Origin of the sequence: Pelosinus fermentans JBW45, assembly GCF_000271665.2 — a bacterium.
Taxonomy (GTDB): domain Bacteria; phylum Bacillota; class Negativicutes; order DSM-13327; family DSM-13327; genus Pelosinus; species Pelosinus baikalensis.
In genome coordinates this window covers 4,164,585-4,188,008 of record NZ_CP010978.1, presented here as the reverse complement: position 1 = coordinate 4,188,008, position 23,424 = coordinate 4,164,585, and the positions used below count along the sequence as shown (strand labels likewise).

Genomic DNA, 23,424 nt, shown 5'->3' with positions numbered 1-23,424 from the left:
AGAGGTTTTTTTAATGATGAAGATTGAAATATTGGGTATGGGATGTCAGAAATGCAGCACATTACTAGAGACAACGAAACAAGCCGCAGAGGAACTTGGGATTAATGCTGAGTTTGTAAAAGTGGAAAATATTAAGGAAATTATGAAGTATGGCGTTATGTCCACGCCAGCATTGGTTGTTGATGGTGTAGTAAAAGTATCTGGTAAAGTTCCGAATAAAGAGGAAATTAAAGCTTTGCTTAATAGCTAAAGAAGCAAACAAGTCGCTATCACATGAAAGTGGTAGCGACTTGTTTGCTTTTAATATGAATTTAAGGCTAAGCAAGCTCATACCACTATTTTGACTGGCCTCCAATTCTAAATCAGATAAACAGGTTCACATTAGAATCTTCCGCTTCGCTAAGATAGTAGCCGACACCACCAACCTTGACGCCGTCTAGGAGTTCTTCTTGTTTTAGGCCCATGACGTCTAGGGACATTTGGCAGGCTACGATCTCGATGCCTGCTGCCATGGCAGATTGGATGAGTTCTTCCAAAGAAGAGACGTTCTTATTCTTCATCACCATCCGCATCATCTGGGTGCCCATGCCCAGCATGTTCATGTTGGAGAGCTTCAGCGCCTTGCTGCCACGCGGCATCATAAAACCGAACATCTTATCCATGAATCCTTTCTTGACAGGAATACGTTCTGGTTTGCGCAGGATGTTTAGGCCCCAGAAGGTGAAAAATAAGGTGACCTTTTTTCCCATGGAGGCGGCGCCATTAGCTATGATAAAGGCAGCCATGGCTTTGTCTAGATCGCCACTAAATACTACAATAGTCTTATTGTCCTTGGCTGGACCTAAGGGCTGCGTGGTAACTGGGGCGGCTAGAGGAAGAGGAACGCTACCCTTTTTGATGAGGGCGGTGATGATACCTTTGTTTTTACTCAAATCGAGTAGGGAGTTATGGGTTCGCAAGCACCAAGCTTTGACATCTTCCGTGAAACCTGGATCGGAAGCCGTTACTTGCAGAATTTCATTCTCCTTCATTTCATCGATAACTGATTTTAACTGCATCAGTGGGCCGGGACAAGATAAGCCGCAGGCATCGAGAAAGCGGTCAAAGGAAGTAGAGGATGCTGCGGGTGCTATCTGGTTTGAAATGGAATTTGGTGTATCTTGGGAAGGAAAGAAGATGGAGGCAGACTTGAAGCCACCGGTCATATTCTTTACCTTAAAGCCATTTTGACGCAAGATACGGGAAGCAAGATAGCCTTGTAGACCCATTTTGCAATAAGCCAGGATGAGTTTATCCTTATCCAGTTCAGAAAGGCGTTGCCGCAGCGTATCTAAGGGAATATTGATGGCACCATCTAGATGACCGTTAGCAAATTCCAGTGGAGATCGAACATCCAAAAGGATTGTATGCTCCTGGTCATACTCCTGTAGAGTTTCGTAGGTAAAGACTTCGGTGCGCTTGGCTAAAATATTTTCAGCGGCAAAGCCCAGCATGTTCACCGGATCCTTAGCAGAAGAATAGGGGGGAGCGTAAGCGAGTTCCAGCTCCGTAAGATCATATATCGTTCCACTCAGGCGCATGGTGGTAGCAATGACATCAATACTCTTGTCTATGCCTTCTATACCGATTCCTTGGGCGCCAAGGATGCGACCTTCCCCGTTGAACAGGAGTTTCAAGGAAAGTTGTAAAGCGCCAGGGTAGTATGTGGCATGGGAGAAAGGATGGACATAGACTACCTGATAAGGGAGACCCAGACGCTTTAAATTCCTTTCGTTGTTGCCAGTGGTGGCCCCAGTCAGAGAAAAGACCTTAATAATGGAGGTTCCTTGTGTACCTTTGAAAGTGGAGGAGATGCCGGCAATATTATCGGCAACAATGCGTCCTTGCTTATTAGCCGGTCCGGCTAGAGGAATGGCAGCACCCTGCTCATTGACGAAATCTTTCACTTCGATAGCGTCTCCCACAGCATAGATATCGGGAATGGAGGTTTCCATATGGTCGTTGACCAGAATATGTCCACGAGCTCCCAATTGGATGCCGCTTTCTTTAACGAAACTCGTGTCCGGAGCAACGCCGATGGCTAGGATGACTAGGTCGGCAGTAAGGGTGGTACCGCTGCTCAATACCACATCTAATCCAGTACTCTTTTCCTGGAAGGCTTTTACGCCATCATTGAGGAGCAGCCGGACGCCGTTCTCTTCCAATTCTTTTTCCATCATGGCCACCATATCAGAATCAAAGGGTGCCAGGATGTGAGGAGCAGCCTCAACTAAGGTGACTTCCATCCCGCGTTCCTTTAAGTTTTCCGCCATTTCTACGCCGATATAACCACCGCCAATGACCACCGCTCGCTGAATGTCCTCAAGGTCCACTTGCTTCTTGATACGGTCAGTATCAGGAATGTTGCGCAGAGTGAAGATCTTCTTGCTGTCAATTCCAGGGATGGGTGGTTTGATAGGTTTGGCCCCGGGTGAGAGGATTAATGCATCATAGGATTCTTCATAGATCCCCTTGGTTGTGCTATGAATGGTGACAGTCTTACGCTCTGGATGGAGTGCCGTCACCTCGCTGTTGACGCGGACATCGATATTGAAACGATCCTGCATGCCTTTCGGCGTTTGAACCAGCAACTTTTCTCGATCCTGTATGGTTTCCCCAATGTAATAGGGCAGACCGCAATTGGCAAAGGATATGTGCTCATCCCGTTCTAACAGTATGATTTGTGCATGTTCATCCAGACGTCTCAGACGCGCTGCCGCAGAAGCTCCACCAGCTACGCCGCCAATAATTAGTACTTTTTTACTCATAGTAATAACCTCCTTCTTTTAAATACACTGGGAATTATAGCCTCTGATAATCTTTTTTTTCTAATTCGTTATTAATGTTTTCTTCAAATAGGATATTAACTAACTTGGCGACCCGCTGGTCGCAGATTCTGTAGTTTACTTCCAGACCACTGCGTATGCCTATGATGATGTTGGCGGATTTTAACTTCTGCAAATGCTGAGATACAGTAGACTGGGGCATATCTAGGCAAGCTTGCATATGGGTAACGTTGCACTCCCCTTTTTCAATCAAGCCTTTTACGATGCAGAGGCGGGTTGGATGGGCCAGGGCTTTGAGTATCTCGGCCAGCTCTGTATATTTTTGCAAATTTAGCTCCATGAAATGGTTCACCTCGCTATATTATCTATATATTTATATATTACGATATAATGATATGATGAAGATGGATAAATGTCAATATGGTAGATGTAAATTTGGGTGCCTTGTTCTTGCAGAAAAAGTGGCTGAGAATATTTTCTCGCCACTTTTTCATTCTTTAATAAGTATTGATTGGCACTTATCATCCCTATCATAAACCAAGAAAATCACTTTAAGAAAGCAACGATGTCTTTGACTAATTGATTTACTTTTACTTTTTCCTCTGCTGGTATGCTATCGGAGAGGAGACATTCGGCAGCATTATTTTCTAAAATAAATATTCCTGTCTTTTCTATTGAAGAACGTATAGCCAATAGCTGGAGAAGAACATCCTTACAAGGAGCATTTTCACCAACCATACGCTCAATTCCAGCAACATGGCCTTTAATATTACGTAATCGGTTCAGCACTTCTTTTTGGGTGCTAGTATTTGGCATGATATCACCTCCGTAGTGCCCCTATGGGAGGGGGTAGTAAATTTATTTTGCATGAAACGGCAAGTTATGTCAAGGGGATGGAGTAAAATGAATGCAGGGTACATTATGTCACGAAATAAGGTAAATAAATTGCCAAAAGAGCATTAATAAAATTATTTTATAAATTTTATAAAGTTGGGTATACAAATTAAATAGAAAAAGATATAATACTATCATACCCTCCACCCCGGGGGGGTATGGAGGAGGAAGGGATTAGTGCAAATGATTTGGAAAAAGTATGGGTTCAGCATTCTATTACTATATCTTTCTGTGGGCTTTTTCGTCTGGCCAGCTCTCGGAGTGGTTGCGCTAATCTGTATGTTAGCACCTGTAGTTGTAGCATTATATAGGGACAGGGAATGGTGTGGATCTTATTGTCCTAGAGGAAGTCTGTGGGATAGCGTTTTCACTAAAATAAATTCTCGTAAGCACGTCCCGCAATGGGCTAAATCAACTTGGTTTCGAAGCTTCATGTTATTGGTTATTTTTATCGTCTTTGGGGGTCAGATGTACTATGCATGGCCAAACTTAGATGCCATTGGTTTAGTGTTCCTCAGAATTATTTTAATCACCACTCTTTTTGGAGGGGCTCTTGCGTTACTATATAGCTCACGTACCTGGTGTAATTTTTGCCCGATGGGAACCTTAGCATCCTGGGTCTCAGTCGGTAAAAAGCCCATGTCAGTGGCGAATACCTGCGTAAGTTGTAAGTTATGCGCGAAAGCATGTCCTATGCAGCTTGAACCCTATAAAGCAAAAGGATCACAGTTTATCGATTCAGATTGCATCAAATGTGAAGAATGCATTCATGTTTGTCCTAAGAAATCTCTGTCATTTGAAAAGAATTTTAGTCGTTAAAAAATTCTTACTTAGAAGGGATGGTATACACATGTCTCATAAATTTTCAGTAAAAGATAAAAATAAATTGGATAATCCTGAAAGAAGAAAACTATTGCCTCCAGAAGCTACGTTAGAAAAACTACACTTGTACAAGGGAGATATTGTAGCAGATGTGGGCTGTGGAATCGGATATTTTAGTATTCCTGCCGCTCTTATCGTTGGCGAAATAGGAAAAATCTATGCAATGGATATTTCCACTGAGATGCTGAGTGAAGTACATGTAAGAGCAACGGAGAATAATGTAGGCAATATTGAAATAGTTAAAACTGTTGAAAATAGCTTAATAGTTGATGATGAAAGTGTTACCTATGCGTTTATTTGCAATGTACTTCATGAGACCAATGATTTAAGCAGCTTTTTGCAGGAAGTAAAAAGGATCTTAGCATGGGATGGCAAAGTGGCAATTATAGAATGGAAGAAACAGGAGAGTCATATGGGTCCTCCCATTAGCCATAGAATTGCGGAAGCGGAACTTATTGAAACACTAAAACATATGGAGTTTCAAGATATCAGTAAAATAGATCTTGGTGACGAGTTTTATGGAATCATAGGGAAAAAACAGAGGGAATAAAACAGTTGTTATATAGTATTCTAAAATATAGTAGGAGGAGGTAGCACAATGATTACATTCATTCCCAAGGGAGTCTGTTCGAAGAAAATTGAATTTGAAGTGGAAAATGGCAGGATAAAAAATGTGAAATTTGATGGTGGCTGTATGGGAAATCTCAATGCTATCAGCAAATTGATTGAGGGAATGCCGGTGGATGAGGTGATTCAAAAATTCAAAGGAAATCTTTGTCGTAATCAAACTTCTTGCACTGATCAATTGGCAAGGGCCCTGGAAGAACTACAGAATAACAAATCATAGATAATAAAATGGGAGGGAAGAGTATGAAAAAAATTGTAATCATTGGCGGTGTTGCTGCTGGGCTGAAGGCGGCTGCTAAAGCCAGACGCTGTGATCCAAAAGCCAGCATTATAGTGCTGGAAAGAGGAGAACTTATTTCCTACGGTGCCTGTGGCATGCCCTATTATGTAGGCGGTGACGTAAAGGACATTGATGATTTGATGAAAACCCCGGTGGGGGCAATGCGTAACTCGACATTTTTTAAAAACGTTAAGGATATTACGGTGCTGACGAAAACAGAGGCTACTGCTATTGACAGGGAGGCCAAGACGGTAAAGGTTCAGAAGCGAGTATCAGGGGAAGAAGAGGTAATTCCTTATGACAAACTGGTCATTGCCACTGGAGCATCAGCTATCAAACCACCGCTGGCTGGAGTGGAACTCTCTAATATCTATCAACTTTGGCATCCAGATGATGCAAAAGCTGTACGACAAGGCTTAGAAGGCAATCAGTTCAAGAGTGCTGTTATTATTGGTGCAGGGCTGATTGGTATGGAAATGGCTGAAGCATTGACTAAATGGAAAATCCCAGTTACCGTTGTAGAGATGAAAAACCAAGTATTTCCTGCTTTTTTGGATACTGAAATAGGCGGGATTGTGGGTAAATATGTACAGGATAAAGGTATTACCCTGTTGCTGGATGAAAAAGTTGTACGCTTTACTGGTGATACCTCTGTAGCAGCGGTGGAGACTGACAAGCGTAGTATTCCTGCTGACTTAGTGATATTGGCAATCGGCGCACGTCCCAATATAGAATTAGCCAAAGCAGCTGGGCTGGTCATAGGTTCAACAGGGGCCATCGTCGTAGACGAAGAAATGCGCACCAGTGATCCCGATATCTATGCTGGCGGTGATTGCGTGGAGAATGTAAATGTAATGTCTGGGAAAAAAGTATTTGCGCCTATGGGTTCGACGGCTAATAAGCACGGCCGGATTATTGGTGAAAACTTGTGCGGTGGGCATCTTAAATTTAAAGGTGTCCTTACTACTGCGGTGGCTCAAATACATAGCCTTAGCGTTGGCAAAACGGGTCTGACGGAGCGGGATGCCAAACAGCTTAGATATGACTACATCACCACCATGGTGGCGGGGCATGACAAACCTCATTATATGCCAGGGGCAAAACTAATTACTGTAAAATTGATCGTTGATGCTAACACTAGTAAAGTGCTGGGAATGCAAGCAGTCGGTGAAGGCGACGTATCTAAACGGATAGACGTTGTGGCAACAGTGCTAACGCTAGGTGGAAGTATTGAGGATTTGTTTGATATTGATCTATCGTATGCTCCACCTTATAATTCTCCTATTGATAACGTAGTAGTGGCTGCCAATACCCTTATGAATAAACTGGCAGGCAAGTTCAAGGGTATCTCATCTCTGGAAGCCAAAGAAAAAATGACGTCTGGTGATACGGTCTTTCTTGATGTACGTAGTCCAGAAGAATGCAAGCAGATACGTTTGGCTGATTACGAAAATATTACATATATTCCATTAGGACAACTGCGTAGCCGATTAGTTGAACTGAATAAAAATGATGAAATTATAGCTTTTTGCAAAATAAGTTTACGAGGCTATGAAGCAGAAGGTATTTTGGAAGGCGTGGGCTTTGAGAACGTCAAGGTATTGGAAGGTGGCATTGTATCTTGGCCCTTTGTCTGTGATAAAAATAAATGATTGTTGATGTAGAATAATAAAAAGATGGCAGGCGCATGTTTGATACTTATAGTTGTCAAACATGCGCCTGCCATCTTTTTATTGAATGCATTATATTTCTTTTATAAATGATTCATTTTACACCGGATTTTCTATCAAAGATATTATGGATATTCCAGAGTTAGTCCGACGGTTGTTTCACAAAGGTTACCTAGTTGTGCCAAAGCAATGCGTGAAGGCTGATCTGTGCAGTGGCAGGCATACAGCTTTCTGACATTCGTTTGGCGTAGATAGGTAATGGTACCATTAAGTTGTTCGATTGATGGTTTTCGTAGGTGCAGTCCGCCGATGATGGATAGCACTCGATCATCTTGACAAATTTCTTTAGCCTGCTCCACGATATTGCATATGCCTGAATGGGAGCAACCGGTGATAATGACAAGCCCTTGACTTGATTTGTAGGCGAGCGCAGTATCGTCTTCCATGGAGTCAATGACAGCAATGCCGTTTTTGATAATCTGGCCAATCGTTTGATTTCCTTCATGTGGGAATTTACGTTCTATTTCACCTAAGAAAACAAGTTGCTTGCTAATCCACAATGGAGTCTTACTCTTGTGGATAGTAAAGGAGCTCATCAGTTCTTCTTCTGATACATTGCAACCCATGTTTTTGCCGTCCTTTGTCCGGTGACTAAAGGACAACGGATGGGTTAATAATATAGGGTTAGAGCTATGAGGCGTGTCGGCAGTGAGGTACAAATGGAGTAGGTGTTTGAGGCCCCAAGTATGGTCATAATGACCATGGGATAATATGATGTAATCTGCTTCCCGTAAATTAATGCCAAGTTTATGGGCATTCTCCATAAATAGAGCAGAACAGCCAGTGTCAAATAAAATTTTAGTTGATTGATCTTCAATGTAGAGGGAAAAACCAGATTCAGCTTTCAGGTCTCGCATATTGGCTGTATTATCAACGAGGATAGTAAGTCGCATAAAGTAAGACCTCCTTTTGGTGAGCAACGAGTGCAATAATAAATGGCACTTATTCCTATATCTTTATTAAAGAAATTCTATTAGTTTTTAAGATTCTTTAATTCTTCAAATAAGCGATCATTCAGTACTTTTATAAAAGTTCCCTTCATACCTAACGATTGAGATTCAATAACTCCAGCACTTTCAAATTTGCGTAACGCATTTACAATTACTGAACGGGTAATACCTACATGATCAGCAATTTTGCTCGCTACCAATAATCCTTCATTGCCATCCAACTCATTTAAGATGTGTGTCACAGCTTCAAGTTCTGAATAAGAAAGGGTGCCAATAGCGACTTGGACTATTGCTTTTTTACGAGCTTCTTCTTCAATTTTCCCACTTCGGTCCCTTAGAAATTCCATCCCTACAACGGTAGCTCCATATTCAGCTAAGATAAGATCATCATCATTAAACTCCGTATGGAACTTAGCTACAATTAGAGTACCAATGCGTTGACCTACACCATGAATAGGTACAATAGTCGTAAACTTATCGTTGAAGAGACATGGCTCTCCCTTACTAAATGCACACAGTCCATCTTTAAGAGTTAAGTTTGGTGAAGTCTCATTAACTCTCAGCAACCACTCCACATAGTACGCTGGAAAGATTCCTGGTAACAGCACTTTATCACGCATCAAATCACATTCAAAGTTATCCAAACAAGCATAGCCAAGTAGTTTACCATCTTTACTAATAATATATATATTAGCACCCATTACCGTACTCAGCAAAGTAGACATCTCAGCATACTCTACTTTTTCAGATTTTTGTAACAATTTATTGATTTTACGAGTACGTTCTAATAAGGATTTCATAACAATTTCTCCTGCCTTTCATTAGGTTATATCATATAGATTATAAAATATAATGATGAAGAGTTACGTTTTCATAGATAAAGGCGCATCTAGAATGATGGAATATCGTTCTAGATGCGTCTGAAAGACTTATTTAATGACTGCCGCAGTCATGACCGTGAGCATCATGGTCGCAGGCGTTGCCAGAGTCGACAAGTTCGCCGCGCAGATAGAGGGCAACCAAGTTTTCAGGAGTATCCGATGGGGCACCACACGAGACTTTTACGCCACGTTCTTTTAAAATGACCTGGGCCGCTTCACCCATGCCGCCGACTAAAATGTCAGTACATCCTAGATCAGCCACCCAGTTAGGAATGACACCAGGAGCATGAGGAGGTGGGGTCAAAGTTTCATGTTTGGTAACGTTACCATTATCGATAGTCATAATGGCGAATTCTTGGCAATGACCAAAATGGGTAGCAAGTTTACCTCCAGCTAATGGAATCGCAATTTTCATAGTTGAATCAGCACCTTTCTTTTTATTGGGAAGTTGGTTAATAATTTGATCGACAATCCCTTGCAGTTTTTCTTTGCTAGGATTGTTCAAACTATCAATGGATTGACCAGCATCACCAGCAGTGACCACGCTAGGATCAATGGGTAGGCGACCTAAGAATGGAATATTTACAGCCGTTGCCAATTTTTCGCCACCACCGCTTTTGAAGATGGCATGCAGGCTATTGCAAGAGGGACATACGAATCCACTCATATTTTCAATTAGACCTAAAATTGGCATATTTACCTTTTGACAGAACTGAATAGACTTGCGTACATCTGCCAGCGAAATTTCTTGAGGAGTTGTTACGATAACAGCCTGGCAGTCAGTTACTGTTTGAGCCACTGTCAAAGGTTCATCGCCAGTTCCGGGTGGACTGTCGATAATGAGGAAATCTAAGGAACCCCAATCTGCATCGCCTAGAAATTGGCGGATAATGCCAATTTTCATTGGACCTCGCCAGATGAGCGGTTCATCTGGGTGATTTAATAATCCTTGGATAGAGATTACCTTTAAATTATCGGTATAAGAATAAGGTTGTATTCGATTGTTAATAATATTTAGTTTTAGGTCAGTAAGTCCTAAAAGACCAGCAACACTTGGACCGTGTACATCCACGTCCAATAGGCCGACTTTATAGCCCTGGCTGCTAAGAAATACGGCTAAGTTAGTGGCAATCGTACTTTTCCCGACGCCGCCTTTACCACTCATGACAACGATCTTGTGGTCGACATTCTGCAAGAAATTATTGATTTTTTGGCTTTGTGCTTCAAAATCATGATCTGTGGTAGTTGAGTTACAAGACATTCTAACATCCATCTCCTTTGATTTTGCTGTAAAAATGAGTATATTATTTACCGTGATTCATAGCACCTGGCACGTCGATCACTGCAAGTTTTCCTTCAAGGAAAGCTGCTAGCGCATCCTCTACGCTACCACTCATATCTCCTATGGAATACATGGCGATTTTCCCTGCTTCTAGCACTTTGAAAGCTTTAGGGCCGACATGCCCCGTGATGAGTACGCTAGCTCCAGTTTTGGCTATGGCTTGACCGGCTTGGATACCAGCTCCATGGGCAGCTTCTAGGTTTTGTGTATTTGGCAGACTCTCCCAAGCTTCTTTATCCTGGTCGTAAATCAAAAAATAATCAGCTCGACCAAATCGAGAGTCGATTGCTGCGTGGCAGTCCTCACCGTAAGATGTAATGGCAATTTTCATAATCTGTTTTCCTCACTTTCGTTTCTTATAGATCATTTGCTAAATCAAGCAGCTTATTTATCAGTAACTAGTTTTAACCGTGCCGATGTTCTGCCGCAGGTACATGGTTTATGTTCCAATAGAGCCATGTCGCCAGTGCGATAACGAATAAGGGGCATGGCTTCTCTAGAAAGGGTGGTGAGCACTAATTCACCGGGTTGGTTATTAGAAATAATAGAACCAGTGTGAGGGTCAATGATTTCTGGATAAAAATGATCTTCGTGGATGTGTAACCAATTTTGCTTATGGCATTCACCAGCGATTCCTAGATTCATTAACTCTGCCAGCCCATAGATTGTATAAACGGGAATTTGAAATTGTTCTTCCAGGCTTTTGCGTACTGTAGCAGAGCAGTGGTGGGCTTCGCAAAGAATGTTCATGAGAGGTAGGTCGCGGGTAGAAAAACCTGCATTTTTCAAGAAATCTGCTAATTGAAAAAGAATGTCAGGAGTAGAAAAGATAGTCGTAACACCAAAATCCAATAGGGTTTTAATTTGGGAGGTTACATTAGGTAATGGACTGGATATGACTGTAATTCCAATACTTTCTGCAGCTTGTTGTAATGCTACAATACTGTCAGTGTCTAAGGATTGGGGCGCAATCATAATCACTGAACTAGTGATTATATGACAGGCAACTAAAGTGCGGCAGAGCATTTCGACTTGGTGAGAAATATCTTGTTGGGTAAATCCCACTGCGGTATTGAAGTCGCTTCTTTGCTGAAATCGAGCAATACCACTTACGGGAATGGTTAACAGCCCAAAAGGATAGTTGTTGGTTAAATCTTTTGAAGTCATGAGGGGCAATTTGCTGATATCATTGATAGTTTGAATTTCATTAGGTGTCAAACCTATAGCTTGCATACGTTCTTGATAAAAACTTGTTTTTTCGTAAGCTCGCTCGACTAGCTTTTGTAGTTGCTGGCTTTGTAGTAGTACTTTTTCCGATTCAGTCATAGATTCAATGCCGGTGTTTAATATCAAATAGAGTACCTCCAGATGCTTTTGTTTCCTTCATTCTATAAAGAGGCTTTTACTGAAAAATATTGAGTTTTTTCCGAAAAAAGCCAATATTACTTTCAGTTATGGAAACCTCTAAACGTTTTGCAAGGTTATGCCATAGTTTTGTCATCTCTTCTATGACAGCGGCATCCTCCATTTCTAGCACGGTTTTACCGGACTGGACAGCGATGCGAAATGCATCACTATAGGGAAGTTGGCCCATGATAGGAATGGCTTTACTGTGGCACCAGGCGATAATTTCTCGGGTATTTTCCCGATGGAGTGTACTCTTATTGATGCACACTGCTAAGGGGATTTTGAAATGGGCAACTAAATCGACTAAGCGCTTTAAATCATGTATGCTGGATAAGGAGGGTTCTACCACAGCCAGTGCTAAACTGGCACCCGATAAGGCGGCGATAGCTGGGCAGCCGATACCTGGAGGACCATCCGTGATCATGAGAGGGAATTTCTTAGCTTTTGCAATTTTTTTGCCTTCTTGTCGTACTTTACTAACCAGTTTTCCTGAGTTTTCCACCGATAAACCTAGTTCAGCATAGATTAACTGACCCAAATGAGTATCAGCTAAAAACCAATGACCAGCTTGTTTTTCCAGCATGGAAATAGCATGTTCAGGGCAATTGAAGGCACATACGCCGCATCCCTCACAATTAAGGGGTGTAGTGATGACACCCGCAGTGATGGCCCCAAAACGACATAAGTCAGTACATTGGCCGCAAGAGGTGCATTTGTTTTCATCAACATTTGGTTCAAAACCAGCTTTAAATTCATGGGTTTCACGGATGATGGCACCGCTGACTAAGTGAAGGTTAGCAGCGTCTACATCACAATCTATTAGCACTTTTTGTGACGACAGAAAGGCGAGGGCAGCACTGATGCTAGTTTTGCCAGTACCGCCTTTGCCGCTGACAATGACTAATTCTTTCATATTCCCTCACTCCCTTTGGCATTTAGTTGGCTCCAGATAGTAGCAGCGACAGCTTGAAATTCATCAGGTATGAAGCCGGCAGCATATTCTTTAGCAAAGGAGAAACTATGGGGTATTTTTGCCAATACTGGAATTTGGCGAATGTGGCACAAGGATTCAATACTTTCATCGCCGATATTTTCGTCACTTTTATTAATAACTACACCTGTAGGTATGTTGAGCAGATGGGTAATATTCATTGCCAATTCCAGATCGTGCTTGCCAAAGGGGGTGGGCTCAGTGACCAGAATGCAAAAGTCACTATCTTTGACGGCAGTAACCATAGAGCAGGAGGTACCAGGCGGACAATCAAGTAGGATATCACCCGCAAGATGAGAGACTTTTTCTTTTATGGCTTTGATAAGAGGCACAGCACTGGGGGTGCCGATATCTAATGAGCCACTTAGGAATTGAATAGTAGGAAAGATTGGTGAAGTTCCAGTCGTGATGGTGCCAATAAGTTTCTTAGCTTCTGTAATGGCACCTTGTTGACAAGCTAGAATGCAACCTCCGCAACTATGACATAATTCGTTAAATAATAGGGCTGCTCCGCCAGAAATTGCAATGGCATTAAATAGGCAGACAGTTGAACAAGTTTCGCATCCATTACACAATTCTATATTAATCTGTGGTATCATGACCGCAACTTCTTGCCCTTGGTCTTGCCATTCTGGTTTGAGAAACAAATGACAGTTTGGTTCTTCCACGTCGCAGTCAATCAGGGTGATATCTGAATGAATGGAGGCGAGTAGTAGGGCTAGCGTAGTTTTACCTGTTCCACCCTTGCCACTGGCAATACTGATAAGCACATGGACTCCTCCTTTGGTATAGCTAAATTGAGATTACTCTTGCCTGGGAAACAGGCAAATTTGCAGATGTGGTGATTAGAATTACTCGGCTTTACGGTTCTGTTTGGCTATGTTCCGTAGGCTAGCAGCTTGTTCTTCTAGGTGAGCTGCCTGAACTTCTAAAGATTTTTGGTTCATAGTATTATTACTGCCAAAACCAAAAAATCTTCGCATATTGCATCCTAAAAATGTACCTTGGCAATTGCCACGACCGCGGCCCATTGGTCCATTACCCAACGGACCAGTTCCATCTCTTCTTGGCATAGTATTCACCTCCTTTTGAAAATTATGAAATATATTTCATAACTAGGCTAAAAAAAGTTTTTTAACCTAACTTTCTCCCTGTTTTGCTAGATAATCTTTGATGGCCGCTTGTAAAGCAGCCACGCCCAAATTAGAACAGTGTTGTTTCCCTTCGGGTAAGCCGTCCAGGCCATTAATGATGTCTTGTTCCGTAAGCTCTAGAGCTTCTTTAATACTTTTTCCTTTTGCCAGCACTGTTGTCATGCTGCCAGAGGCAACTGCGGCGCCACAACCGAAAATAAGAAAACTGATCTCGTGAATGATTTCTTTCCGAATCTTAATAAACATCATGCAATGGTCGCCGCAGTCTGGTTCACCTATGGTTCCGATTCCATCAGCATCTGGCATTTGCCATGCGTTGCGGGGTGACATAAAATGATCAATCACTGTATCGGAATACATTGAATACCCCCTTATTATAATTACTTACTTGAAGCATATTTCATCATTACGTGAAATATGCTTAGCTATCGTCACGACTAACAGTGGAAGCTTGACATTGAGGGCAGGATAAATCATGGCAACGTTGTCCGGTACCGTGGGGTAAGGACCATTTGTGACCACAAGTATGGCAAATACAATGACGCAGATCTGCTTGAAATCGGTGAGCAATGCGAAAGTTACCACCATCTACCCGTAACGCATGTCCTTGCCATAAGGCAGCAGCTATTTTTTGATGAGCACTATTGACAATGCGGTGAAAAGTGGGCCGTGATACTTCCATGCGGTCAGCGGCTGATGCTTGATCTAGTTGTTCGATATCTGCTAGACGGATAGCCTCCATTTCTTCAATGGTTAATATGACTTCCTCAATGTCGCGCAGGGGAATCCCTACAGGTTTATAGTGAGTGGTAGGAGGCAGTTGTTCAACTCGGCGTTCTTTATGTGGACGACCCATAGTACTCCTTTCTAATTGTGAAATATATTTCATAATCAATATATAATATCCAAAGGAAAATGTCAAGAAAGGAAGAGGGCTTATATGTATCCGCTATCTTGGATTGCGAAAAACCAATTAGGTGATACAGCACTGTACCTTATGACTCTAAAAAATAGTTGTGGAATATATTTCATAACTAATATATAATTTTGGTAGGTTCCTTGTCAAGGTTATATTGTTATTTACTTAGTATCATTTTCAAGCCTAACACCAATAAGGTCAGACAAAGCAGGAGCGTAATCTTCCGTGATTTTGTTTTACCATTATACAATACTATTGTAGCATGTGCCAGGATGCCGTGGTGGCAGGGCAGATGCTTGGGGGATGATTCTTACAAACAGCAATACTTATAAGGGGGGATTGATTTTGGTAAGTGGGGTATCCTATTTTCCTATTGGACTATTTACCAGCGTGATGGGGCTATGCGGTTTGTCGATTGCCTACCAGCGGTTTGAGCAAGTCTTAGGTTTACAAATTTTTGTTATTCTCGATGGCGCGGAATTTTACCAGGATAAACTTTTTTGTATCCTGGTGGGTATACACATTCCCCATGTGCGCCGTAACGATTGCCACCACCCTGGCTTTTAAGTTTACAGGGCTTATACTGTTTGCGTGGCTGGCGACTCTGTTATTGACGGTGACTACACTGATTGTTGCTATGGTAACGATAAAAACGATACATGCTTTTCGCCGTAACACGGTTTGTGTCCCGGACTAATGGGGGCAATTATCGCCTTATGCGGCAAGGCAGTGCGGAGGGATTTACCATAAGAAAATAGTTTGCCTCTCTCTCAATCATGTTGATAGCTTTATTAACGTATAAAATAATGAAAGAGAAGCAGTGAGTATAAGCTATCAAGCAAATCAATAAAAAACTTCGAGAGTCAAATTAGTCTGAAGTTTTTATATTTTTGCCCTGTATCCCTATTAGCGAAACATCAAGGGAGCTTTTGGATGGCATTGTTAGATATGGAGCGAAATAGTTAAAATGATGAATTACCAATTATAACATATATTTACATTTTTCGTGCTTTATGTTATATTTTCGCTGTAGAGGTGATGTTTTTTGAATGAAGATTTAATTAATGTTATTATATCTCCCATTAACAATGTGTGTGTAATTATCGTTATGGCTTATGTATTAAGCCATAGAAAATATTATTGGGAAATAGTTGAGGGAAAACGTAATACTAAAAACGAAGTTTTATTTACATTGACGTTTGGAATCTTTTCTCTTTACGGCGCTATTGCAGGCGGTATAGCTAATGTCAGAGTTCTTGGACCGATGCTTGCTGGGTTATTAGGTGGTCCCATTATTGGTGTTGGTGCTGGTTTGTTTAGTGGCGGGTACCGCTTATATGACTTACGATATGGAGCGGCAGAAGTTACTAATTCCGCAGTGTTGATAACGCTGCTTGCTGGATTGGCAGGTGGATTTGTACACCGATGGAAAAAAGGACAGCTGCCAGGGGTATGTGAAGCAGCAGTATTTGCTGCTAGTTTTGAAATATTCCATATGATACTGACACTAATGATGGGACAATGGAGTGATGGGGTAATAGATATTGTTAAAAGATTTGCTATACCAATGACTGTTGCTCATACAGTTGGTGCTGCAATCTTTGTTTTTGTTACAAAAAATGTAATTCATGCGCGAAGAAATCAAGCTGAAAAAGATAGTGCACAAAGAGAGTTACAGAAAAGTGAGGAACGCTTTGCAACAGCCTTTAATTTTAATCCTAGTCCAATGTCAATTAGGTCAATAGAAGATGGACGATATATCACTGTTAACGAAAGTTTTTTACGAACTTTTGAGTATACAAGGGAGGAAATAATTGGGAAAACATTGAGAAACTTACATATCTTGATTGATGATTATGACGAAATCGTTCAGTTATTGCGTAAAGGAAAGTCAATCAGCAATTTTGAAACACATATTTATACTAAAACAGGAAAACTACAAATCAGTCTGCTCTTTTGTGAGTTAATTGACATTGGGGGAAAGCCGCATACACTAAGCGTTTTTATTGATATTGGTGAGATGAAAAAATTAGAAAATGAAGTATTGCGACTAGAGCGGCTTAATCTGGCCGGTCATATGTCCACAGGGATTGCCCATGAGATTCGGAACCCATTGACCACCATTCGCGGTTTTATGCAGTTTTTAAGTGCAAAGAAGGATTTGAGCCATTGTAAAGAGTACTTCGACTTAACGATTCAAGAGCTAGATCAAATCAATTCGATTATGAGTGAGCTGATTCTATTAGCTAGAACAAAGTCTGTAAATTTTGAACGGACTAATCTCAATGCATTGATCTCTGCGCTATTACCTTTAATAAAGACAGATGAAGCAGCTATTAATAAAGATGTTGATGTGGATTTAGGGGATATTCCTGATCTACTTATGGATAAAAAGGAGATGATGCAACTAATTTTGAATCTAGCAAAAAACGGAATTGAATCAATGGAGGATTACGGAATTTTAAAAATTAGTACCTATGTTGATAAGGGGGAAGTGGTTTTAAGCGTCCAGGATCGGGGGAAAGGCATGAATGCTGAGATGCTGAAAAAGATAGGAACTCCGTTTTTTTCAACGAAAGATACTGGAACTGGCTTAGGGCTTGCTATTTGTTATAGTATAGCGGAACGACATAGAGCAGTTATAGCGATAGAAAGCAGTTCAAAGGGAACAACCTTTTTGGTAAAATTCAAAATATCGATAGAAAGCTCAGAGGTGATAGCTGACAATAATGTCGCAACGAGAATGATGGGATAAAACAATTTTGATACTCAGGGGTGATTCTGCAATGAAAATAGTGAAAAATCAACTATTAAGGGATTATCTTCTATATGATAGTACTTTTCCTAAATTTAATGTTACCGTCAGGGTCATGAAACCAGCCGAAGCTGTTGATGTTGTCGGCATTATACAAGATTGTTATGGTAATTCATATTGTTACAAGGAGTATTATACTCCAGCGGCAATTGTCAAGGCAAATGAAAGCGGTTATTTGACATCAATTGTAGCGGTTACAGATGAGGGGGATATTATCGGTCATATGGCCCTTTTGCGAACGGTAGATGACCCACAAATTGTTGAACCGATAATAGCTGTGGTAAAGCCTGCTTTCCGCAATGGAGGGGTACTGACTAAATTGGCTGAATATCTATATATAAATAGAAAGCCAAATTTATTTAAAGGAGTCATGGGGATTTATATTTTACCTGTTACCAAACATCTATTTTCCCAAAAACAAGTATATTTCCATGGCTTCAAGGATTGCGGGATTTGGCTGGGGTATGCCCCTAATGTTGAGTTTATGGAAATTAGCACTGAACAATCACAGCGTTTAACATTAGTGTTAACTTATATGTACATTGTAAAGCCTAAAACACTGATTATCTATCCTCCACAGAAACATAAAAACATGGTTAAGAACTTATTTAAAAATATTGGCGTAGCTCGTGTTCAGTGCCGAATACCAGAAAAAAAATCAGAAAACGATGTAAATAGCCAGTCAGATTTTAGAATTAAAGCTGACAAGAAATTAAGACAGGCAATCGTAAAGATCGTACGATATGGAAAGAAGATAATTCCGGAAATTAGTGCAATGTTAAGTAAATTTTGTTCTGAGAAATTTGTTGTAATTCATTTGTACTTAAGCCTAAACGATCCTTTGACCTATTATCTGACACCTGAATTTGAAAAGATGGGATTCTTTTTTGCCGGAATAATGCCGGGAACTGCTTGTAAAGATGCTTTGGTTTTACAATATTTGAATAATATTGCAATTGATTATAATAAAATTTTATTAATCAATAACAATGCCAAAGAAATTCTTTCTTATATAAAAAAAGAAAGAATTTGTTAATCTGTCTTCTTGAGAAAAAATTCAACAACATCAAGTAAAAGTGTATGAGGGGATTCTTAGCCGGGTCGCTCAAACAATTTAAATAACCTATAATTAGAATAGGAGGATAGAAAAATACCATTATTTATCAGTAAAAGATAAATAATGGTGTTTTTCTAATCAGGATTCAGAGCTGTCAAAGTTGCGAAGGACAATGGGGAAGGAGAAATTTAGATGAGAAAGTTACTAACAGGTAATGAAGCTGTGGCTCAAGGTGCATACGAAGCAGGAGTTACTTTTGCTGCTGCTTACCCTGGTACTCCCAGCACGGAAATATTGGAGAATATTGCAGAATTTAAAAAGGATATTATTGCTGAATGGGCACCTAATGAAAAGGTAGCTTTGGAAAGTGCCATTGGTGCCTCTATTGCAGGGGCAAGGTCATTAGCAGCAATGAAAATGGTTGGGGTAAATGTTGCTGCAGATCCTCTTTTTAGCTTTGCCTATACGGGAGTTAATGGGGGAATGCTGCTGATCACTGCTGATGATCCTGGTCTACATTCGTCACAGAATGAACAAGACAACAGATACTATGCCAAATTTGCTAAGATCCCAATGATTGAACCAAGTGACAGTCAAGAATCGAAAGATATGATCAAAGTGGCTATGGAAATTAGTGAAAAGTTTGATACACCTGTATTAATGAGAATGACGACACGGGTTTGTCACAGTAAAAGTATAGTGGAAATCGGCGAGCGTCAAGAAGTAGGCAAAAAGCCATATGTGAAGAACCTTGCTAAATATAATTTAGTGCCTGCAGTTTCGCGAAATTTACGGGCTCAATTGGACGGAAGACTTAAAGAATTAGAGCAATATTCTAACGAGACAAGCCTCAATTATTTTGAATGGAACGAAAGTAAAATTGGGATTATCACTTCGGGGATTGCTTACCAACATACTAAAGAAGTATTTGAAGATACCGTTTCTTATTTAAAACTTGGTTTCACCTATCCGTTGCCACTGATGAAAATAAGGGAATTTGCTACGAATATGGAAACACTCTATATTGTGGAAGAGTTGGAACCTTACTTAGAAGAACAAATTAAGCAAGCCGGTATTGCTTGTATCGGTAAAGAAAAAATTCCCAATATGTATGAATTAAATCCAGATATTATAGCCAAAAGTTTGATTGGTACAGAAAGACAGAGAGTTCAGTACGATTCTGCTTCTATTGCTTCTAGGCCGCCAGTCCTTTGTGCTGGTTGCCCACATCGTGGTTTTTTTTATGAGTTGTCTAAGATTAGAAATGTTATGGTTTCTGGTGATATCGGTTGCTATGCATTAGGAGGATCTGCTCCTCTTAGTGCCAAAGATAGCGCTATTTGCATGGGAGGAGCTCCGAGTATAGCACATGGAGCACAAAAGATTTTCAACAAGTTTAACGAAAACATGCGAGTAATTGCTACAATTGGAGACTCGACCTTCTTTCATACGGGAATAAACAGTATCATGGATACTGCGTATAACAACAGCAATACAATTACTTGTATTCTAGATAATCGAATTACCGGGATGACCGGTCACCAAGATCATCCTGGTACTGGTTTTACTCTTCAGGGAATGCCGACAAAGGCTCTAGATATTGCTGCTGTGGTGAAAGCAGTGGGGATTGATCATGTGCGAGTAATCAACCCACTGATACTTTCTAGAGTGAAATCAGCGTTAGAGTGGGCGCTTAGTCTTGATGAACCATCGGTTATTATTACGCGATGGCCGTGTGTTCTAAAAAAACAATCTCAGATCGATAAGGATGAATTTGGGAATTACATGTCGACTTGTGAAGTAAAAGAGGAAAAATGTATTGGTTGTAAGTTGTGCATTTGGACGGGCTGCCCGGCTTTAAGATTTGATAAAGGCGCTAGGAAAGCAAAAATAGATCCGGTTCAATGTGTTGCATGCCAGGTATGTGTTCAAGTATGCCCCCAAAAAGCAATTTCAAGGGTGGGGGAATAAAATGGATGTTAAAAATATACTTTTAGTAGGTGTAGGAGGGCAAGGGACCATTCTTGCAAGTAAAATATTGTCGGATGGTTTGATTACCGCAGGATATGATGTGAAAATGTCTGAAGTTCATGGCATGGCACAACGCGGTGGTAGTGTCAGTACTCAAGTTAGATATGGCAAGAAGGTCTATTCCCCGATAATTGGCAAGGGGCAAGCGGATATATTAGTTGCTTTTGAGACTATGGAAGCATTGCGCTGGTTAGAATATATCAATCCTAGGGGAACTGCGATTGTTAATGACTATCAGATTCCTTTCGCTCTTATTCTTATGGGGCAAATTGATTACCCAGATGGTATACTGGAGGTGATTCAGCAAAAAGTGAAGACAACAGTGCTGAAAGCTGCTGAAATTGCAGTACAACTTGGCAATGCCAAGACTATGAATATCGTATTATTTGGTGCTTTAGTAAAAGCTATGAGTTTGGAGAATATTGATTGGGAGCAGGCCATTAGGAACCATGTTAAAGCTAAAACAGTTGATATCAACCTTGAAGCCTTTCATGCAGGACTTACAGGGACAGGTTTCTCGTCCCCAAAATAAACGCAACAACATTAAAGCCGAATCCCTGACTATAAGGGATTCGGCTTTAATTCTCTAATTCTTTATCATTTTTTTCATAGTCTTAATCAAAGTAGTTAATTGTTCACAATATATAATTGGAAGAGTATTCTATTGCTATTTGCTGATGTATTGGATAAAATACGTTTAGAACCACAAAATATAACGGAAGGAAAAGGGTATTACGAACATGCGCAATTAATCTTTTTTAGTAAATCAAATGAGAGAGCATTCCTGTATTAGTACGCAGGATTCTGTTCATGTGCTCATTTGAATTCTAGAGAGGATTATGTATAGGTGCGTGTTGCTGCGCTCTTTTTTCTGTACGTATGTCCTCTCTTTGCCAAAAAGGAGAGGTTTTTTTGTTAGTATTAGAATTAAGAAATATTGTGACGTCGGTTGGAGATCGCTGTTTATTTAAAATTGACGATTTGAAGGTGTATTCAAAAGACCGTATCGGCATTGTCGGCCCCAATGGAGTAGGGAAAACTACTCTGCTAAAAATCATGGCAGGTTTAATGCAGCCTGATGAAGGGAAGGTTGTTCAGTATCGTTCCCCTTCTTATATAGCTCAGCTAGATGGCAGTTATGAGCAGGAAAATGGCATGAATCCAGGTCTTGCTCATCAATTCCAAATTGGGATGCAGTATGAGAAGACAATGAGCGGGGGAGAAAAGACTCGCTACCGACTTGCTTTAGCATTTAGTAAAGACACTGCTTTCTTGCTGGCTGATGAGCCAACAGCAAATCTGGATATTAAGGGAACTGAACTTGTCCAGCAAAAGCTGCGAGAGTTTCAAGGTGCCTTTGTCATTGTTTCCCACGATCGGGAATTGCTTGACATGGTTTGTACTAGTATCTGGGAGATACAAGAGGGAGAAATCAAGGTTTATACAGGTAATTATCGAAAGTACCTTGCCGAAAAAGAAGTGAAGAAAGCACAGCAAGCCCGCGAATATGAAATTTATCTTGCAGAGAAGAAAAAACTAGAGGCGGGGGCAGCCGACCGCAGGCAGCAGGCAGTGACTATGAGAAAAACTCCAAGCCGGATGGGAAATTCGGAAGCACGACTGCACAAAATGGGGAATCAAAAAGCAAAAGCGAACTTGGATAAAGCCGTAAAAGCCATGGAAACACGAATGAGTCAGCTAGAGGTCAAGGATAAACCCAAAGGTAATCCTAAGGTGATATTTGATTTGGAGAATACCGATGATCTATACAGCAAAATGGTGCTGCGGGCAGAAGGGATAAGCAAATTCTTTGACAATCGCAGATTGTATGATCAGGCTGAATTTAGCATTTTTAACGGTTATAAGGTAGCTCTGATTGGCGATAACGGCTGCGGAAAAACAACGTTAATGAATATGATTCTGTCATACGCTGAAGGGATCTATGTTGCACCCAAGGTACGCTTTGGATATTTCAGCCAGGCGATAGAGGGGCTTGATCTAGATAAGTCGATACTGGTAAATGTGATGACAGATAGTATCTATGATGAGAACTTCGTGAGAAGCCTGCTGGCACAGTTGCTATTTCGCCGGGATGATGTGTATAAAAAAGTTGCTGTATTGAGCGGAGGCGAGAGAACACGTGTCGCTCTAGCCCAAATTATGGTGAGCAAAGCAAATGTTCTACTGTTGGATGAACCAACAAATTACTTGGATTTACCATCTTTGGCAGCACTTGAAGCTGTGTTGGCAGAGTATAAAGGGACAATACTGCTGGCCTCTCATGACCGAAAATTTATTAATTCCGTCGCTACCCATCTCATGCTATTTGATTCTGGAAAGCTTCGGCTTTTTTCTGGGAATTATGAAGAATATTTGCAATATAAACAAGAGCAGAAGGTGGATTCAGCTAAAGAGGGACGACTTTTATTAGAGCATCGTTTGGCCGAAGTGCTTAGTAAATTATCTGTTGCTAAAGACAGAAACACCATAGATCATTTAGACAAGGAGTATCGTGAGTTACTCTTAAAAATGAAATAGCCATGATCCTGATTGCTAGAAAGTAAGCAATTATAATGCAGCTTAATTGTGCTTACCAATATCAGTAGGAATGTAGAGAAAGCCACTATTTATCTATAAAA

Annotated in this window: 24 protein-coding genes; 11 read left to right on the top strand and 13 right to left on the bottom strand. The window is 40.8% G+C overall.

Annotated elements, in window-relative coordinates; genetic code table 11:
- Positions 1-13 precede the first annotated feature (13 nt).
- A complete protein-coding gene (locus tag JBW_RS18520; RefSeq protein WP_007960419.1) occupies positions 14-250 on the top strand; it encodes a thioredoxin family protein in 237 nt (78 codons plus the stop codon).
- Between the two features lie 112 nt (positions 251-362).
- Here the strand turns inward: JBW_RS18520 and JBW_RS18515 are convergent, their stop codons facing one another.
- From JBW_RS18515 to JBW_RS18505, 3 genes are all read right to left on the bottom strand, one after another.
- Positions 363-2,807, bottom strand: a complete 2,445-nt coding sequence (locus tag JBW_RS18515) for a CoA-disulfide reductase (RefSeq protein WP_007960421.1) — start codon at positions 2,805-2,807, stop codon at positions 363-365.
- Positions 2,808-2,841: 34 nt separating this feature from the next.
- On the bottom strand, positions 2,842-3,165 hold the full coding sequence (locus tag JBW_RS18510; RefSeq protein WP_007960423.1) for an ArsR/SmtB family transcription factor: 324 nt from the start codon (positions 3,163-3,165) through the stop codon (positions 2,842-2,844).
- 206 nt (positions 3,166-3,371) lie between these two features.
- Entirely contained in the window at positions 3,372-3,641 is a 270-nt protein-coding gene (locus tag JBW_RS18505) for a metal-sensitive transcriptional regulator (RefSeq protein WP_007960424.1), read from the bottom strand.
- A gap of 261 nt (positions 3,642-3,902) precedes the next feature.
- Here JBW_RS18505 and JBW_RS18500 point away from each other — a divergent pair, with 261 nt between their 5' ends.
- Genes JBW_RS18500 through JBW_RS18485 form a run of 4 tightly spaced genes read left to right on the top strand, consistent with a single transcriptional unit; the run spans position 3,903 to position 7,160 of the window.
- The gene (locus JBW_RS18500; protein WP_036681974.1) at positions 3,903-4,538 is read left to right on the top strand and encodes a 4Fe-4S binding protein; all 636 of its coding nucleotides are present in this window, start codon (positions 3,903-3,905) and stop codon (positions 4,536-4,538) included.
- A 31-nt stretch (positions 4,539-4,569) separates the two neighbouring features.
- Positions 4,570-5,151 (top strand): class I SAM-dependent methyltransferase, encoded by a 582-nt coding sequence (locus JBW_RS18495; RefSeq protein ID WP_007960426.1) that lies wholly within the window; start codon positions 4,570-4,572, stop codon positions 5,149-5,151.
- 48 nt (positions 5,152-5,199) lie between these two features.
- Entirely contained in the window at positions 5,200-5,448 is a 249-nt protein-coding gene (locus tag JBW_RS18490; protein WP_007960427.1) for a TIGR03905 family TSCPD domain-containing protein, read from the top strand.
- Between the two features lie 23 nt (positions 5,449-5,471).
- The gene (locus tag JBW_RS18485; protein ID WP_007960428.1) at positions 5,472-7,160 is read left to right on the top strand and encodes an FAD-dependent oxidoreductase; all 1,689 of its coding nucleotides are present in this window, start codon (positions 5,472-5,474) and stop codon (positions 7,158-7,160) included.
- Positions 7,161-7,303: 143 nt separating this feature from the next.
- Here JBW_RS18485 and JBW_RS18480 read toward each other — a convergent pair whose 3' ends face one another.
- The 10 genes from JBW_RS18480 to JBW_RS18435 form a co-directional block, all read right to left on the bottom strand.
- The gene (locus JBW_RS18480; RefSeq protein WP_007960429.1) at positions 7,304-8,131 is read right to left on the bottom strand and encodes an MBL fold metallo-hydrolase; all 828 of its coding nucleotides are present in this window, start codon (positions 8,129-8,131) and stop codon (positions 7,304-7,306) included.
- A gap of 80 nt (positions 8,132-8,211) precedes the next feature.
- Positions 8,212-8,988 (bottom strand): GTP-sensing pleiotropic transcriptional regulator CodY, encoded by a 777-nt coding sequence (gene codY, locus JBW_RS18475; protein ID WP_007960430.1) that lies wholly within the window; start codon positions 8,986-8,988, stop codon positions 8,212-8,214.
- 133 nt (positions 8,989-9,121) lie between these two features.
- Entirely contained in the window at positions 9,122-10,330 is a 1,209-nt protein-coding gene (locus JBW_RS18470; RefSeq protein ID WP_007960431.1) for an iron-sulfur cluster carrier protein MrpORP, read from the bottom strand.
- A 43-nt stretch (positions 10,331-10,373) separates the two neighbouring features.
- Positions 10,374-10,742 carry a NifB/NifX family molybdenum-iron cluster-binding protein gene (locus JBW_RS18465; RefSeq protein WP_007960432.1) on the bottom strand — a complete coding sequence of 123 codons (369 nt, stop codon included), beginning with the start codon at positions 10,740-10,742 and terminating at the stop codon, positions 10,374-10,376.
- A 53-nt stretch (positions 10,743-10,795) separates the two neighbouring features.
- Positions 10,796-11,764, bottom strand: a complete 969-nt coding sequence (locus JBW_RS18460; protein WP_007960435.1) for a phenylacetate--CoA ligase family protein — start codon at positions 11,762-11,764, stop codon at positions 10,796-10,798.
- A 49-nt stretch (positions 11,765-11,813) separates the two neighbouring features.
- Entirely contained in the window at positions 11,814-12,731 is a 918-nt protein-coding gene (locus JBW_RS18455) for an ATP-binding protein (protein ID WP_007960436.1), read from the bottom strand.
- Positions 12,728-13,579, bottom strand: a complete 852-nt coding sequence (locus JBW_RS18450) for a 4Fe-4S dicluster domain-containing protein (protein WP_007960437.1) — start codon at positions 13,577-13,579, stop codon at positions 12,728-12,730. The genes JBW_RS18455 and JBW_RS18450 overlap by 4 nt, the downstream gene beginning before the upstream one ends.
- Positions 13,580-13,660: 81 nt before the next feature.
- Positions 13,661-13,882 carry a DUF5320 domain-containing protein gene (locus JBW_RS18445; RefSeq protein ID WP_007960438.1) on the bottom strand — a complete coding sequence of 74 codons (222 nt, stop codon included), beginning with the start codon at positions 13,880-13,882 and terminating at the stop codon, positions 13,661-13,663.
- A gap of 66 nt (positions 13,883-13,948) precedes the next feature.
- A complete protein-coding gene (locus JBW_RS18440) occupies positions 13,949-14,323 on the bottom strand; it encodes an iron-sulfur cluster assembly scaffold protein (RefSeq protein WP_007960439.1) in 375 nt (124 codons plus the stop codon).
- Between the two features lie 61 nt (positions 14,324-14,384).
- Positions 14,385-14,819, bottom strand: a complete 435-nt coding sequence (locus tag JBW_RS18435; RefSeq protein ID WP_007960440.1) for a DUF134 domain-containing protein — start codon at positions 14,817-14,819, stop codon at positions 14,385-14,387.
- Positions 14,820-15,146: 327 nt separating this feature from the next.
- On the opposite strand from JBW_RS18435, the gene JBW_RS25120 reads away from it, so the two are divergent.
- From JBW_RS25120 to abc-f, 6 genes are all read left to right on the top strand, one after another.
- Entirely contained in the window at positions 15,147-15,449 is a 303-nt protein-coding gene (locus JBW_RS25120; RefSeq protein ID WP_162484833.1) for a hypothetical protein, read from the top strand.
- Positions 15,450-15,927: 478 nt separating this feature from the next.
- The gene (locus JBW_RS18425) at positions 15,928-17,637 is read left to right on the top strand and encodes a LytS/YhcK type 5TM receptor domain-containing protein (RefSeq protein ID WP_007960442.1); all 1,710 of its coding nucleotides are present in this window, start codon (positions 15,928-15,930) and stop codon (positions 17,635-17,637) included.
- A 31-nt stretch (positions 17,638-17,668) separates the two neighbouring features.
- Positions 17,669-18,733, top strand: coding sequence for a hypothetical protein (locus tag JBW_RS18420; RefSeq protein WP_007960443.1), 1,065 nt, complete (start codon positions 17,669-17,671; stop codon positions 18,731-18,733).
- Positions 18,734-18,946: 213 nt separating this feature from the next.
- The gene (gene iorA, locus JBW_RS18415; protein WP_007960444.1) at positions 18,947-20,725 is read left to right on the top strand and encodes an indolepyruvate ferredoxin oxidoreductase subunit alpha; all 1,779 of its coding nucleotides are present in this window, start codon (positions 18,947-18,949) and stop codon (positions 20,723-20,725) included.
- Position 20,726: 1 nt separating this feature from the next.
- Positions 20,727-21,317, top strand: a complete 591-nt coding sequence (locus JBW_RS18410) for an indolepyruvate oxidoreductase subunit beta (RefSeq protein ID WP_007960445.1) — start codon at positions 20,727-20,729, stop codon at positions 21,315-21,317.
- A 380-nt stretch (positions 21,318-21,697) separates the two neighbouring features.
- Positions 21,698-23,323, top strand: a complete 1,626-nt coding sequence (abc-f, locus tag JBW_RS18405; RefSeq protein ID WP_007960446.1) for a ribosomal protection-like ABC-F family protein — start codon at positions 21,698-21,700, stop codon at positions 23,321-23,323.
- Positions 23,324-23,424 lie beyond the last annotated feature (101 nt).